We start from the raw sequence: 13,036 nt of genomic DNA on the forward strand, positions 1-13,036 counted from the left end.
CAGTCAGATCAGGCTCCCCACCTCCACAGCCAATATTTTTAAAGGCTTAAGCACAATCTGAGTAGGTGGGACACATAGTGAGACACACCGCTCATGATGCTAGCAGCTTACTTGTGCAAGTCCCGGCACGGTATTTACTACTTTCGAGGGCCCCTTCCACAGCTTGAAGGGCAGCCTAGACGAACCCTGAAACTTTCGCATCGTCCGCTCTGATCGCTTGCAGCGCGCCGCATCCAAGAACAAACCCCCAGGCAAAATAGCCCCCGCGTCAGCCGCCTTTCAGCCGGAACCGTTGAATTTTGCCAGTCTCGGTTTTAGGCAGTGCGCTGGTGAACAAAACCGACCGGGGGTATTTATACGGCGCAATCACGGTTTTCACGTGGTCCTGCAAAAGCTTCACCAGCGCGTCCGACGGCACCTGCCCTTCCGCCAGCACAACATGCGCCTCGACGATCTCGCCGCGGGCCTCGTCCGAAGCCCCGATCACGGCGCATTCCGCGACCGCCGCATGGGACAGCAATGCGGCTTCCACTTCGGGGCCCGCAATGTTGTAGCCAGCTGAGACGATCATATCGTCGTTGCGGGCTGCAAAATGCAGGTATCCATCCGGATCGCGCAGAAAACTGTCGCCGGTAATGTTCCAGCCATCCTTCACATAGCCCACCTGCCGGTCATCAGCCAGGTACCGGCAGCCTGTCGGCCCTTTGACCGCCAGCCGTCCGACCTCGCCGCGCGGCGCCTCGTTGCCGTCCGCATCCAAAACCTTAACCTGGTAGCCGCCCACCGGTTTTCCGGTACAGGCCGGGCGGTGGTCGCTGAAGCGGTTGGTGATGAAGATATGCAGCATCTCGGTGGCGCCGATCCCGTCCAGCATCGGCTTGCCGGTCTTCTGCATCCACTCCTCATAGACCGGCGCCGGCAAAGTCTCCCCTGCAGACACCGCCGCTCTGAGCGACGACAGATCCGCCCCCTCGTCCATAGCGCGCAGCATCACCCGGTAGGCCGTCGGCGCGGTGAAGCAGACGGTTGCCTCGTACTTCTCAATGATTTCGATGAGGTTCGGAGGCGTGGCGTTCTCCAGCAGTGTCGCTGCTGCGCCAAAGCGCAAAGGAAAGATCGCCAGCCCGCCCAGGCCGAAAGTAAAGGCCAATGGCGGCGAGCCGACAAACACATCCTCGGGCTGCACATCCAACACTTCCCGGGCATAGCCATCGGCGATGATCAGCAGGTCGCGGTGGAAATGCATTGTCGCCTTGGGCGATCCGGTGGTGCCGGATGTGAAGCCCAGCAGCGCCACATCATCACGGCCTGTCTTCACCGCCTCGTAGGTCACCGGTTTCTCCAGCGCCAGCCGGTCCAGTTCCGCGTCGTGGTTGGAGGTGCCGTCAAATCCCACCACCGTGTTCAGGAACTTCGACTCCTTGGCGCAGGCCACCAGTTCGTCCTTCAGGCGGGTATCGCACAGCGCGTGGCTAATCTCTGCCTTGTCGACAATCTTGGCCAGCTCCCCCTTGCGCAGCAGCGGCATAGTGTTGACAACCACCGCCCCCGCCTTGGTCGCCGCCAGCCAGCAGGCGACCATCGCCGGGTTGTTGGCCGAGCGGATCAGCACCCGGTTGCCCGGCTTCACGCCGAGGTCCTCTGTCAGCACATGCGCCAGCCGGTTGGTCCAGTCGGCCAGTTCCTTGTAGGTGCGGTAGCGGCCATTGCCGATCAGCGCGGTGTAGTCGCCGAACCCCTTCTCCACCATCGCATCGGTCAGCTCGACTGCGGCATTCAGGTATTCAGGATACTCAAACCCCTCCAGCAGGAATTCGGGCCACTGATCCGCAGGCGGCAGGTTGTCCCGGGCAAAGCTATCCGCATGGGCAGAAGGTCCCAGCATCTCAATTCCCTCCCTGAAAGGCGCCAAGGGCCTGGCGGGCGATCACCACCCGCTGCACATCCGAAGCCCCTTCGTAGATGCGCAAGGCGCGGATATCGCGGTAGAGTTCCTCCACCTTCTGGCCGCGCCGCACACCGTCGCCGCCGTGCAGCTGCACCGCCTTGTCGATGACGGCTTGCGCCTGGTCGGTCGAAAACAGCTTGGCCATCGCGGCCTCGCGGGTGACCCGTGCCGCTCCTGAATCCTTGGCCCACGCGGCCCGGTAGACCAGCAGCGCAGAGGCATCAACATCCAGCGCCATATCAGCAATATGCCCCTGCACCATCTGCAGATCAAACAGCGGCGCGCCCTGCACCTGGCGCTCTGTCACCCGCTGCAGCGCTTCATCCAGCGCCCGACGGGCAAAGCCCAGAGCCGCCGCCGCCACGGTAGAGCGGAACACATCCAGCACCGACATCGCAATCTTGAATCCCTGCCCCGGCTGCCCCAGAAGTGCAGACTTCGGGATCCGGCAATCGCTGAACCGCAGCGTTGCCAGGGGATGCGGCGCAATCGTTTCCAGCCGCTCGGCGACCTCGAACCCCGGCAGGCCCGCAGGCACCACAAAGGCGCTCAGCCCCTTTGCCCCCGGCGCCTCGCCAGTGCGGGCAAACAGCGTGTAGACATCAGCAATGCCGCCATTGGAGATCCAGGTCTTTTCGCCGTTCAGCACGTAACTGCCGCCGTCCTCCACCGCCGTCATGGTGGAGTTGGCCACATCCGACCCCGATTGCGGTTCGGTCAGGGCAAAGGCAGAGATCGCCCTGCCCGCCCGGGTCAGCGGCAGCCATTCCTGCTGCTGCGCCTCTGTCCCGAACAGCGAGACCGCCCCGGTCCCCAGCCCCTGCATGGCAAATGCAAAATCCGCCAGCCCGTCGTGGCGCGCCAGAGTTTCGCGGATCAGGCACAGGCTGCGCACATCCAGCTGCTCCCCTGCCATGGCCCCGGAATGCTGCGTCCAGCCGCCCGCGCCCAGTGCTGTGACCAGCGCCCGGCAGGCGGCATCGGTGTCGGAATGATCAATCCCAGCGATGTTCGCCCCGGCCCAGGCCTCCAGCTCCTCCGCCAAAGCCCTATGCCGGTCCTCAAAAAACGGCCAGCTCAGAAAGGTCTTGTCTGCCATCTCTCTCCTCCCAATGGCCAAAGGCAAAGCGCCCCAGTCTTCCTCTTGCTTCAAATATCCCCGCCGGAGGCTCCCGCACCCTCCTCCAGCGCAGGATCCCGTGTTTTCAAGGCTCAATCGCCTTCAAACAGCGGCTTTTCCTTGTTCACAAAGGCATGGTAGGCGCGCTCGAAATCCGCCGTCTGCATGCAAATCGCCTGGGCCTGCGCCTCGGCTTCGATCGCCTGTTCGATCGACATCGACCACTCCTGCGCCAGCATGGTCTTGGTCATCATGTGACCGAAGTTCGGACCCGATGCGATCCTCTCCGCCCAGCTCTGGGCCTCCGCTTCCAGCTCCTCCGCCGCAACCAGCTTGTTGTGAAAGCCCCAGGCGTGGCCCTCTTCGGCCTTCATTGAACGGCCTGTGTACAGCAGCTCCGCCGCCCGCCCCTGGCCGATGATCCGCGGCAGGATTGCGCAGGCGCCCATGTCGCAGCCAGCAAGGCCGACCCGGGTGAACAGGAAGGCCGTCTTAGCCTCCGGCGTGGCAATCCGGATATCCGAGGCCATGGCTATGATCGCCCCCGCCCCGACGCAGATCCCGTCAATCGCCGCAATCACCGGCTTGCCGCAATTCACCATCGCCTTCACCAGATCCCCGGTCATCCGGGTGAAGGCCAAGAGCTCCTTCATGCTCATCTTCGTCAGCGGCCCGATGATGTCATGCACATCGCCGCCCGAGCAGAAGTTGCCGCCGTTGGAGGCAAAGACCGCCGCCTTGACGCCGTCGTCATACTGCAGATCGCGGAACCAGTCGCGCAGCTCCGCATAGCTCTCAAAGGTCAGCGGGTTCTTCCGCTCAGGCCGGTCCAGCGAAATGGTGGCAATACCGTCCTCAATCCGGCACAGGAAATGCTTCGGCTCCCGGTTTACACTCATGCCTTACTGCCTTTCTCCAGCCGCCGCGCCACCGCGTCCAGGCTTTCAGCAATGCCCAGCGCCTGATCCGCCGTGAGCCCGTCAAAGGCCGCGTCGATCCAGCCCTCATGCGCCTCGGCCTGGCGCGAAAACTCGGCCTGGCCCGCCGCCGTCAGCCGCACCAGATTGGCGCGGCGGTCGCCCTCGACCTTTTCCCGTAACACATGGCCATCCTCGACCAGCCGCTCGACAATGCCGGTGACATTGCCGTTCGACACTTTCAGAACCCCGGACAACTCACTCATCTTGAGGCCTTTTTCGTGCTGCATCAGGGCCGCCATCACATCAAACCGCGGCAGGGTCGTTGCAAAATCCCGCCGCAGGTTCTCACGCACTTCGCTTTCCACCGCCTTGGTGGCCTTCAGCACCTTCAACCACAGCCGCAGCCGGTCTTTTGATGTCGTGCTCAAATTTCCCCTCCCGACACACTCATTGCATGCCCATTGACTGAAGCCGCGCCGTCAGATGCAAGGAAAACCGCCGTGGCCGCCACTTCCTCCGGCGCAATCAGCCGCTGCATCGGATTGCCGCCAACCACCATCTTCAGCGCTTTCTCCCGCGGGATATCATGCCGGGCCATCAGCCCGGTGACCGCGCTCTCAGCCATCTCGGTGTCGACAAACCCGGGGCAGATTGCATTGCAGGTGATCCCGCGCTTGGCCACGCCTTGCGCAACTGACCGCACCAGCCCCAGCACCCCGTGTTTGGACGCCGCATAGGCCGGGATCTGCGCCCCGCCCTGCAACGAAGCAGTGGAGGCGATGGCAATCAACCGCCCGCCCGGCTCCATGCCCGCCCGCAGCGCCGCGCGGAAGGTCAGGAAGGTGCCGGTCATGTTGACGGACAGGGTGCGCTGCCAGTCTTCCAGCTCAACATCCTCGATCCGCGCCGCAACACCGGTGCCGGCATTGGCTATGACCACATCATAGGGCGTGGCGAACAGTGCCTCCACCTGCGCCTCATCTGTCACATCCGCCACGCGGATCTCCAGCCCCAGCCCCTCCGCTGCTGCCTCCAGCGGTTCCCGGCGGCGCCCGGCGATGGTGACATGGCAGCCCTCCGCGGCAAAGGCATGGGCAATCGCCTTGCCAATCCCCGTGCCGCCGCCTGTGACCAGAACCCTGCGTGTCATGCCCGGATAACCTCCGCTTCGCGATCCGCCAGGCGCCAGGCCTGATCCCGGCCCGCATGATAGGGCAGCGGCCAATCGCCGTGCCTGTCGCCGATCCGCGCCGCCTCATGCAGGGTCCAATAGGGATCGGCCAGATGCGGCCGGCCCACGCAGACCAGATCGGCCCGCCCCGCCATCAGGATCGAATTCGCGTGATCCGCCTCATAGATGTTGCCCACAGCCATGGTGGCAATCCCGGCCTCATTGCGAATGCGGTCGGAGAACGGCGTCTGGAACATCCGGCCATAGACCGGCTGCGCATCGGACGAGGTCTGACCTGCCGATACATCAATGATATCCGCGCCCGCCGCAGTGAAGGCCTTAGCGATTTCCACTGCCTCCTCCGGGGTGACACCCTCATCGCCCACCCAGTCATTGGCGGAAATCCGTACAGACATGGGTTTCTCCTCCGGCCAGACCGCGCGCATCGCCTGGAACACTTCCAGCGGATAGCGCAGCCGGTTTTCCAGGCTGCCGCCGTACTCGTCGCTCCGAATGTTCGATTTCGGCGAGATGAAGGAGGATATCAGATAGCCATGCGCCGCGTGCAGTTCGATCATGTCAAAGCCAGCCCGCCCTGCCATTTCCGCCGCAGCCGCAAACTCCGCCTTGACCGCCTCCATTTCGGTGCGCGTGATCTCCCGCGGCGGCGGGTTATTCGCCGACCATGGGATTGCAGAGGCCGAAACCGTCTCCCAGTTCCCCTCCGGCAGCGGCGCGTCCATCACTTCCCAGCCCAGCTGGGTCGAGCCCTTGCGGCCCGAGTGGCCGATCTGGCAGCAGATCTTTGCGTTGGTCTCGCCGTGCACAAAATCAACCAGCCGTGTCCACGCTGCCTCATGCTCCGGCGCATAAAGGCCCGGGCAGCCCAGCGAGATCCGCCCTTCGGCACTGACACAGGTCATCTCGGTATAGACCAGACCCGCCCCGCCTTTGGCGCGCTCGCCGTAGTGGATCAGGTGCCAGTCGGTGGGGCAGCCATCGACCGCCTTGTACTGCGCCATGGGCGAGACCACGATGCGGTTCTGCAGCTCCATCCCGCGCAGGCGGTAAGGGGCAAACATCGGCGGCCGCACCGGCGCATCCGCGGGCGCGCCCGCCTCGTCCTGAAACCATTTCTCGGCGCTCTGCAGCCATTCCGCATCGCGCAGCCGCAGGTTTTCATGGGAAATCCGCTGGGAGCGTGTCAGCAGCGAGTAGTTGAACTGCACAGGATCCATATCCAGGTAGCGCTCGACCTCCTCGAACCACTCCAAGGAATTACGCGCCGCCGATTGCAGCCGCAGCACATCCAGCCGCCGCTCCTCCTGATAACGTTCAAAGGCGCGCTCCAGCGTCGGCTCGGTGCTGACCAGCTCCGCCAGCGCAATGGCGCTGTCAAAGGCCAGCCGCGACCCCGACCCGATGGAGAAATGCGCAGTGGCTGAGGCATCGCCAAGCAGCACTACATTTTCATGATACCACTTCTCGCACAGCACCCGCGGGAAGTTGATCCACACTGCCGTTCCGCGCAGATGCGCAGCGTTGGACATCAGCGCATGGCCATCCAGATGATCCGCAAAGATCTCCTCGCAGGTGCGGATGATCTCCTCCTTGCTCATGCCTTCAAAGCCCCAGGCTTCCCAGGTCTCGGCCGAGCACTCAACGATCACCGTCGCGGTGTCGGCGTCGAACTGATAGGCGTGGATCCACATCCAGCCATGCTGGGTCTTCTCGAAGATGAAGGTGAAGGCGTCGTCGAACTTCTGATGGGTGCCCAGCCAGATGAACTTGCACGGCCGCACATCGATTTCCGGTTTAAAATGCCCCGCGAACTCATTGCGGACATTGGAATTCAGCCCGTCGCAGCCCACGACAAGATCATAGTCCCGCTGATACTCCGCCGCCGGTTTCGCCACGGTTTCAAACTGCAGATCCACGCCCAATTCCCGCGCCCGGTCCTGCAGCAGCAAAAGCATCTGCTTGCGCCCGATCCCGGCAAAACCATGGCCGCCCGACACAGTGCGGGTGCCGTTATGGACAACCGCGATGTCATCCCAATAGGCAAAATTCTCCCGGATCGCTGCGGCGCTTTGCGGATCATTCTCTGTCAGGTTCTCCAGCGCGTCGTCCGACAGCACCACGCCCCAGCCAAAGGTGTCATCGGCCTTGTTGCGCTCGATCACCGTGACCTCTGCCTGCGGCTGGCGCAGCTTTATCGAGATGGCAAAGTAGAGGCCGGCAGGCCCTCCTCCCAGACAGACGATTTTCATGATCATCCTCTCCCGCTTTGCGCATTTCTCTGCGGATCAGGATAAGCGGGTCCCGATAAACTTCAAGTCTAAAATTTTAAGCTTGAAATAAATTGGCGCCAGAGGCCGCAGCGGCCCTGCCGCGGCACCGCTTGCGATCCTTGAAGCCAGGGGAGCCCAGCACCGGAACGGTGCAGGGCCTGAATACTGCTGGCAGGGCGTCAGAGCGCGCGCAGGTACTGCATCACCGCAGGCCGCACCGCCTGGTCGCCGCGATGGCGGGCATCCGAGATGATCTTGCGCAGCTCTCCCAGATCCACCCGCAGCAAAAGCGACTTCACCGGGCCGATCGAGGCCGGGCGCATCGACAAGGTGCGGATGCCCATAGCCGCCAGGCAGACGGCCTCAACCGGGCGCCCGGCATCCTCGCCGCAGAAGCTGAGCGGGGTGCCGGAGATCGCGCAGCGCTCCACAATCCGCTCGATGAAGCTCAGGAAGCTGACGTTCAACGTGTCATAGCGGCGGCGCACCCGCTCGTTCTCGCGGTCGGCGGCAAAGAAGAACTGCTTCAGGTCGTTGCCGCCGATGGAGATGAAGCTCACCTCATCAAAGAACTTCTGCGGAGCATAGGCCAGCGACGGCGTCTCCAGCATGGCGCCGACCTTCAGCTCGGACGGCAAAGCGTGGCCCAGGATACGCTCCCGCTCGATGGTCTTATCGACCTCGGCCTTGGCAGCGCGGTATTCCTCGAACTGGGCGACAAAGGGGAACATGACCGACAGCGGCCGCCCTTCCGCAGCCCGCAGCAGGGCCTGCAGCTGCATCCGCATCACCCCGGGCTTGTCCAGCCCCACCCGGATCGCCCGCCAGCCAAGCGCCGGGTTCGGTTCATCCGTTGGCGTCATATAGGGCAGCACTTTGTCCGAGCCGATGTCCAGCGTGCGGAACACAACCGGCTTGCCATGCGCCGCATCCAGCACCCGCTTGTACAAAGCAACCAATTCCGAGCGCTTCGGCATCTGGTTGCGCACAAGGAATTGCAATTCCGTGCGGAACAGCCCCACCCCTTCGGCGCCGGAACCGTCCAGCGAGGGCAGATCCGCCATCAGGCCCGCATTCATCACCATGTTGATGCGCTGCCCATCGGTGGTGACTGCCGGCGTGTTCCGGATCGAGGCATAGCGCTCCTGCGCCTGGGCGTGCATTGCGATCTTGTCGCGGAAAGCACCCACCACGGTTTCATCCGGCCGCAAATGCACCACGCCCTGATCGCCGTCGACCATGATGTGGTCGCCATTCAGCGCCTCGGTGGTGATGCGCTTGGCATGGACCACCAGCGGAATGGCCAGCGCCCGCGCCACAATCGCCGCATGCGAGCCGACAGAGCCCTCTTCCAGCACGATCCCGCGCAGGGACCGCCCGTATTCCAGCAGGTCGCCAGGACCTATATTGCGGGCAATCAGGATCGGGTTTTCCGGCAGCTCAGCCCCCGTGGAGGAGCCCTGCCCGGTCAGAATCCGCAGCAGCCGGTTCGACAGGTCGTCCAGATCGCTCAGCCGCTCGCGCAGATAGGCGTCCTGCACCTGGCTCATCCGGGTGCGGGCCTGGGACTGCTCCTTCTCCACCGCCGCCTCGGCACTCAGGCCGCGGGCGATGTCCTCTTCCATCCGCCGCATCCAGCCCTTGGAATTGGCAAACATCCGGTAGGCCTCGAGAACCTGCAGTTGCTCCTTGTCGCCATCGCGCGAGACTTCCAGCATCTTGTCGACACCGACCCGCAATTCCTCAACCGCGCCGTTCAGCCGCTCCAGCTCGCGCTGGGGGTCGTCGGCAATCGGATTGGTGACAATCACCCGCGGCTCATGCAGCCAGACATGGCCCTCTGCCGCGCCCTCCTGGGCCGACCCGCCATGGATCAGAACCGCCTGCTGGTGCAGCGGCGACAGGGCTGCGCCCTCGCCGACAAAGGCCCCCAGTTCGGTCATCTCGGCGATCACCATCGCCACCACTTCCAGCGCATAGACGGCGTCTGCGGAAAACTCGCGCGCTTCCTTGGACTGGACCACCAGGACGCCCAGCATCTCGCCCAGCCGCTGCACCGGCACGCCGAGGAAGGAGGAAAACCGCTCCTCGCCTGTTTCAGGCATGTAGCGGAAGCCCTTGGCATTGGGCGCGTCCGGGGTGTTCACCACCTTGCCGTATTTGGCGACACGGCCCACCAGGCCCTCGCCGATCCGCATCCGGGTCTGGTGCACCGATTCGACATTCAGGCCCTGGGTCGCGCACAGCTCCAGCGTCTCTTCATCGCGGAACAGATAGACCGAGCACACCTCGGTTCCCATGCTGTCGGCGATCAGATGGGTGATCTTGTCAAGCCGCGCCTGGCCGGCATCATCGCCCGCCATCGCTTCCCGCAAGCGAACCAGAAGCTTCCTGCTTTCGGATTCTGTCGTGTCAGCCATAGCCACCCTCTCCCGGGCCTTACCCTTTACACCGCCGCCCCTGATGTCTCCGGGCCGGATACCGCCCAGAGTAGTACGCCAGCGCGCTCTCCTCACCCACTTGTCCCACCCCAGCGGAAAAAGTCCAAGTGTTTTTGCAGTATTGCCTGCAATCAGAGCAGCATGCCGGAGCTTTGGGCGGGTTACCGCCCGTCTTGGGCCGCGCATGACAAAGGCGCCCGAACGGCGCCTTTGCAAACATACAAATAGTTATTCTTCGGCAGATGCTTACGCAGCTTTGTCCAGCTCAAACGCATCATGCAGCGCCTGCACGGCCAGCTCCATGTACTTGCGGTCGATCAGCACCGAGATCTTGATTTCCGAGGTGGTGATCACCTTGATGTTGATGCCCTCGTCCGACAGCACCTTGAACATCTTGGCCGCCACGCCCGACTGGGAACGCATGCCGATGCCAACCACCGAGACTTTGGCAACTTCGTTGTCGGCCAGCAGCTCAGCAAAGTTGATCTCGCCCTGCTCCTTGATGCCCACCAGCGCCTGCTCGGCTCGGGCCACCTGATCGGTCGGGCAGGAGAAAGTCATGTCGGTGCGGCCGTCTTCAGAGACGTCCTGCACGATCATGTCCACATTCACGCCCGCATCAGACAGCGCGGTAAAGATGGTTGCCGCGATGCCGGGGCGGTCTGCCACCGACTGCACGGTCAGCTTGGCTTCGTCACGGGAATAGGCCACACCGGCCACAACATTGGATTCCATGATTTCCTCCTCGGCACAGACCAGCGTGCCGGCCTCGTCACTTTGTTCCTCGAAGCTGGACAGCACGCGCAGCTTCACCTTATAGCGCATCGCCAGTTCAACCGAGCGGGTCTGCAGCACTTTTGCACCCAGCGACGCCAGCTCCAGCATTTCCTCAAACGCGATCTTGTCCAGCTTGCGGGCCTTGTCGCAGATCCGCGGGTCGGTGGTATAGACGCCGTCCACGTCGGTGTAGATGTCGCAGCGCTCGGCTTCAAACGCCGCCGCAAAGGCCACCGCAGTGGTGTCCGAACCGCCCCGGCCCAGGGTGGTGATCCGGCCCTCGGGGCTGATGCCCTGGAAGCCTGCAACAACCGCCACTTTCATGCCCTCGGCAAATTTGGCGCGGATGTTTTCCGGCGGGATTTCCTCAATCCGGGCCTGGCTGTGCGCCGAAGTGGTCTTGAGCGGCACCTGCCAGCCCTGCCAGCTGCGCGCAGGCACATCCATTTCCTGCAGCGTCAGCGCCATCAGGCCGGCGGTCACGTTTTCGCCCGAAGAGACCACGGCGTCGTATTCGCGCGCGTCATAAAGCGGCGAGGTCTCATCGACCCAGCCCACCAGTTCATTGGTCTTGCCGGACATCGCCGACACGATGACGATCACGTCATAGCCCTTGGCCACCTCGACGCCCACGCGTTTGGCAGCGCGGCGGATGCGGTCCAGGTTGGCGACGGATGTGCCGCCGAATTTCATCACAAGTACGGGCATATGGAACGGGTCTCCCTGCCTTGCGGGTTTCGATCCTGTGCCTCTTATGCGAGCCGCCCCCCAAGGGCAAGAGCGCGCAGGCCTTCAGGGAAAGGAAGCTGCAGTTCAGGCCGCCGATTCAGCGCGGCAAACCGCCACAATGCCCGGTGCGCGCAATTTCTGCCAATCCGGCGGATCAGCCGCGCCAGAACCGGACCGTCAGCATCGCATAGACTGCCATCAGCTCCAGCCGCCCGATCAGCATCGCTGCGCTCAGGATCCACTTGGCCGGATCGTTCAAGGTCGCGAAGTTGCCCGCAGGCCCGATTGTGTCGCCCAATCCGGGGCCGATATTCGCCACAGCGGTCGCCGCCCCTGAAACCGCGGTGATAAAGTCCAGCCCGGTCAGCGCCAGCGCCCAGGCCACCACGCCCAGGGTCACGATGAAGAACATGAAGAAAGAGATCACCGAGCTCAGCACCTCGGCATCCACCGGCCGCCCCTCATAGCGGGTGATGAACACCCCATGCGGTGAGCGGATGCGCTGGATTTGCCCGCGGATCGAGGCAAACAGCAGCTGATAGCGGAAGATCTTCACCGAGCAGGCTGTCGAACCCGCGCAGCCGCCAATGAGGCCGGTGAAAAAGAAAACCATCACCAGGAAACTGCCCCATTGCATGTAATCCGCACTGGCATAGCCGGTGCCCGACATGATCGAGGTGATGTTGAACAGCGCCGAGCGTACAGAGGCCTCTGCCCCATGCGATTGCGCGTAATACAGAACGCCCGCCGCGGTGACGACCAGCAGGCCGAGTGTCACCATGAAGCCGCGGATCTGGCTGTCACGCAGCATCGGCGTGCCATGGCCGTTGATCAGCTGCACATAACGCACAAACGGCAGTGCCGCGAGGATCATGAAAATCGCGGCCGCATATTCCACCGGACCGGAAAAGGCTCCGAAAGAGGCGTCGTAATTGGCAAAGCCGCCGGTGGCGATGGTGGTCATCGCATGCACAAGCCCGTCGAACGGCCCCATGCCCATCACCATGTAAACCAGCATGCAGGCCATGGTCAGCGATACGTAGATCAGTGAAATCTGCTTGGCGATCGCCTGCGCGCGCGGCAGGATTTTCCCAAAGGTGTCAAAGCTTTCCGACTTAAAGATCTGCATGCCGCCGACCCGCAGCTCTGGCAGGAACACCATCGCAACCACAATGATGCCGATGCCGCCGAGCCACTGCAAGATACCGCGCCACAGCAACAGCCCGCGCGGCAGGTCATCCAGCCCGGAGATCACCGTGGACCCGGTTGTGGTCAGCCCCGACATCGCCTCGAAAAACGCATCGACAAAGCGCAGCTCGGTCGCCCCCAGCATCAGGGGGATTGCCCCGAACAAGGGCAGCGCCAGCCACACGGTGGTGGTCAGAAGGAAGGTCTGGCGGATGCTCAGCCCTTCCTTGACGCCATTGGCACAGCTCAGGGCCAGCAGCCCGCCCACCAGGATCGTGAACACTGAGCTTTCCAGGAACACATGCCATTCGCCGCGGCCGTCCAGCAGATCGACCAGCAGCGGGAACAGCATCATTGCCCCCAGAATGACGACCAGCAGGCCGATGACATATCCAACCGGACGAAGATCCAACATGCGGCGCAGCGTTGGCCCTGTGCGCCGCAAGTGTCA

At 63.1% G+C, this 13,036-nt stretch carries 9 protein-coding genes; all 9 read right to left on the reverse strand.

Annotated features, from left to right (window positions below; genetic code table 11):
• Positions 1-268: 268 nt before the first annotated feature.
• A complete protein-coding gene (locus tag RA20_RS09390) occupies positions 269-1,885 on the reverse strand; it encodes an AMP-binding protein (protein WP_039127320.1) in 1,617 nt (538 codons plus the stop codon).
• Between the two features lies 1 nt (position 1,886).
• Entirely contained in the window at positions 1,887-3,047 is a 1,161-nt protein-coding gene (locus RA20_RS09395; RefSeq protein WP_039127324.1) for an acyl-CoA dehydrogenase family protein, read from the reverse strand.
• A 113-nt stretch (positions 3,048-3,160) separates the two neighbouring features.
• A complete protein-coding gene (locus tag RA20_RS09400) occupies positions 3,161-3,967 on the reverse strand; it encodes an enoyl-CoA hydratase family protein (protein ID WP_039127327.1) in 807 nt (268 codons plus the stop codon).
• Positions 3,964-4,416, reverse strand: a complete 453-nt coding sequence (locus RA20_RS09405) for a MarR family winged helix-turn-helix transcriptional regulator (protein ID WP_039127330.1) — start codon at positions 4,414-4,416, stop codon at positions 3,964-3,966. The genes RA20_RS09400 and RA20_RS09405 overlap by 4 nt, the downstream gene beginning before the upstream one ends.
• On the reverse strand, positions 4,413-5,138 hold the full coding sequence (locus tag RA20_RS09410; RefSeq protein ID WP_039127334.1) for an SDR family NAD(P)-dependent oxidoreductase: 726 nt from the start codon (positions 5,136-5,138) through the stop codon (positions 4,413-4,415). The genes RA20_RS09405 and RA20_RS09410 overlap by 4 nt, the downstream gene beginning before the upstream one ends.
• Positions 5,135-7,429 (reverse strand): bifunctional salicylyl-CoA 5-hydroxylase/oxidoreductase, encoded by a 2,295-nt coding sequence (locus RA20_RS09415; protein WP_039127366.1) that lies wholly within the window; start codon positions 7,427-7,429, stop codon positions 5,135-5,137. The genes RA20_RS09410 and RA20_RS09415 overlap by 4 nt, the downstream gene beginning before the upstream one ends.
• A 200-nt stretch (positions 7,430-7,629) precedes the next feature.
• A complete protein-coding gene (gene ptsP / locus RA20_RS09420; RefSeq protein ID WP_039127337.1) occupies positions 7,630-9,870 on the reverse strand; it encodes a phosphoenolpyruvate--protein phosphotransferase in 2,241 nt (746 codons plus the stop codon).
• Positions 9,871-10,137: 267 nt separating this feature from the next.
• Entirely contained in the window at positions 10,138-11,376 is a 1,239-nt protein-coding gene (locus RA20_RS09425) for an aspartate kinase (protein WP_039127340.1), read from the reverse strand.
• A 175-nt stretch (positions 11,377-11,551) separates the two neighbouring features.
• Positions 11,552-13,000 (reverse strand): TrkH family potassium uptake protein, encoded by a 1,449-nt coding sequence (locus RA20_RS09430; protein ID WP_039127343.1) that lies wholly within the window; start codon positions 12,998-13,000, stop codon positions 11,552-11,554.
• Positions 13,001-13,036 lie beyond the last annotated feature (36 nt).

Origin of the sequence: Leisingera sp. ANG-Vp, assembly GCF_000813725.1 — a bacterium.
GTDB lineage: Bacteria > Pseudomonadota > Alphaproteobacteria > Rhodobacterales > Rhodobacteraceae > Leisingera.

Excerpts from the sequence above, each read along its gene's own strand:
- RA20_RS09390 (WP_039127320.1), bottom strand. The coding sequence starts at position 1,885 with ATGCTGGGACCTTCTGCCCATGCGGATAGCTTTGCCCGGGACAACCTG.
- RA20_RS09430 (WP_039127343.1), bottom strand. The coding sequence starts at position 13,000 with ATGTTGGATCTTCGTCCGGTTGGATATGTCATCGGCCTGCTGGTCGTC.
- RA20_RS09400 (WP_039127327.1), bottom strand. The coding sequence starts at position 3,967 with ATGAGTGTAAACCGGGAGCCGAAGCATTTCCTGTGCCGGATTGAGGAC.
- ptsP (WP_039127337.1), bottom strand. The coding sequence starts at position 9,870 with ATGGCTGACACGACAGAATCCGAAAGCAGGAAGCTTCTGGTTCGCTTG.
- RA20_RS09395 (WP_039127324.1), bottom strand. The coding sequence starts at position 3,047 with ATGGCAGACAAGACCTTTCTGAGCTGGCCGTTTTTTGAGGACCGGCAT.
- RA20_RS09425 (WP_039127340.1), bottom strand. The coding sequence starts at position 11,376 with ATGCCCGTACTTGTGATGAAATTCGGCGGCACATCCGTCGCCAACCTG.
- RA20_RS09410 (WP_039127334.1), bottom strand. The coding sequence starts at position 5,138 with ATGACACGCAGGGTTCTGGTCACAGGCGGCGGCACGGGGATTGGCAAG.
- RA20_RS09415 (WP_039127366.1), bottom strand. The coding sequence starts at position 7,429 with ATGAAAATCGTCTGTCTGGGAGGAGGGCCTGCCGGCCTCTACTTTGCC.